This window comes from Actinomadura darangshiensis (assembly GCF_004349235.1).
Taxonomy (GTDB): Bacteria; Actinomycetota; Actinomycetes; order Streptosporangiales; family Streptosporangiaceae; genus Spirillospora; species Spirillospora darangshiensis.
Genome location: NZ_SMKY01000642.1, coordinates 1 through 1073, shown reverse-complemented (window position 1 = coordinate 1073; position 1073 = coordinate 1). Strand labels below are relative to the sequence as shown.

The window sequence follows — 1073 nt, the reverse complement described above, 5'->3', positions numbered from 1 at the left end:
GTGGGTGGGCTGTGCGGGATGGCTGATGTTTCACGCGAAACGTTGGGGGAGTGAGCGGTCTGGAAACGAGTGCGCCCCGGAGGTCGGATCGACTTCCGGGGCGCCAGCGCGCTGGGAGGAGGAGGCTCAGGGCTCGCTGGTCCCGTCGTTGTCGGGGGCCATCGACTTGATGATGCGGTCCAGGTCCTCCAGGGTGGCGAACTCGACCACGATCTTGCCCTTGTTGCGGCCCATGTCGACGCGGACCTTCGTCTCGTAGCGGTCCGAGAGGCGGTCGGCGATCTCCTTGAGGCCGGGGGCGACCGGCTTCTTGCGGCGGCCCTGGCGCGCCGCCTTCGGCTCGTCATCCACCTCGCGGAGCGCGATCATCTCTTCCAGAGCGCGGACGGACAGACCCTCCTGGACGATCCGCTGCGCCAGATGCTCCTGCGCTTCGACGCTGTCGAGGGAGAGCAGGGCGCGGGCGTGACCGGCGGACAGCACTCCTGCCGCCACCCGGCGCTGGACGGCCGGCGGGAGGTTCAGCAGGCGCAGCGTGTTGGTGATGTGCGGACGCGAACGGCCGATCCGTCCGGCGAGCTGCTCATGGGTGGCGCCGAAGTCCTGCAGCAACTGCTGGTACGCGGCCGCCTCCTCCAACGGGTTGAGCTGCTGCCGGTGCAGGTTCTCCATGAGCGCGTCACGGAGCAGATCGTTATCGCCCGTGTCGCGGACGATCGCCGGGATGACGTCCAGGCCGGCGATCTGGGACGCCCGCCAGCGGCGCTCGCCCATGATCAGCTCGTAGTCGTGCTCGTCCGTCGGGGCCTTGCGGACGACGATCGGCTGCAGCAGACCGACGATGCTGATCGACTCGGCGAGCTCCTCCAGGGCCTGCTCGTCGAAATGCTCGCGCGGTTGGCGCGGGTTGACCGTGATCGAGCGGACGGGCAGCTCCGCGAAATGGGCGCCGGCGACCGGTTCGAGAACGGGGCCGGACGCGGCCGTCCCGTTGGGGGCGTCCGGTGCGGGGCCGCCAGGGAACCCCGGTTCGCCTGCGCTGCCCGGCTCGGCGGGCGTCGGCGGGGGCGGGG

The 1073-nt window shown here is 70.6% G+C and carries 1 protein-coding gene; it reads right to left on the bottom strand.

What is annotated here, in order from left to right; translation table 11 throughout:
- Nucleotides 1-126 precede the first annotated feature (126 nt).
- The coding region (locus E1293_RS47120) for a ParB/RepB/Spo0J family partition protein (protein ID WP_243717606.1) at nucleotides 127-1073 on the bottom strand (947 nt) is incomplete at its 5' end.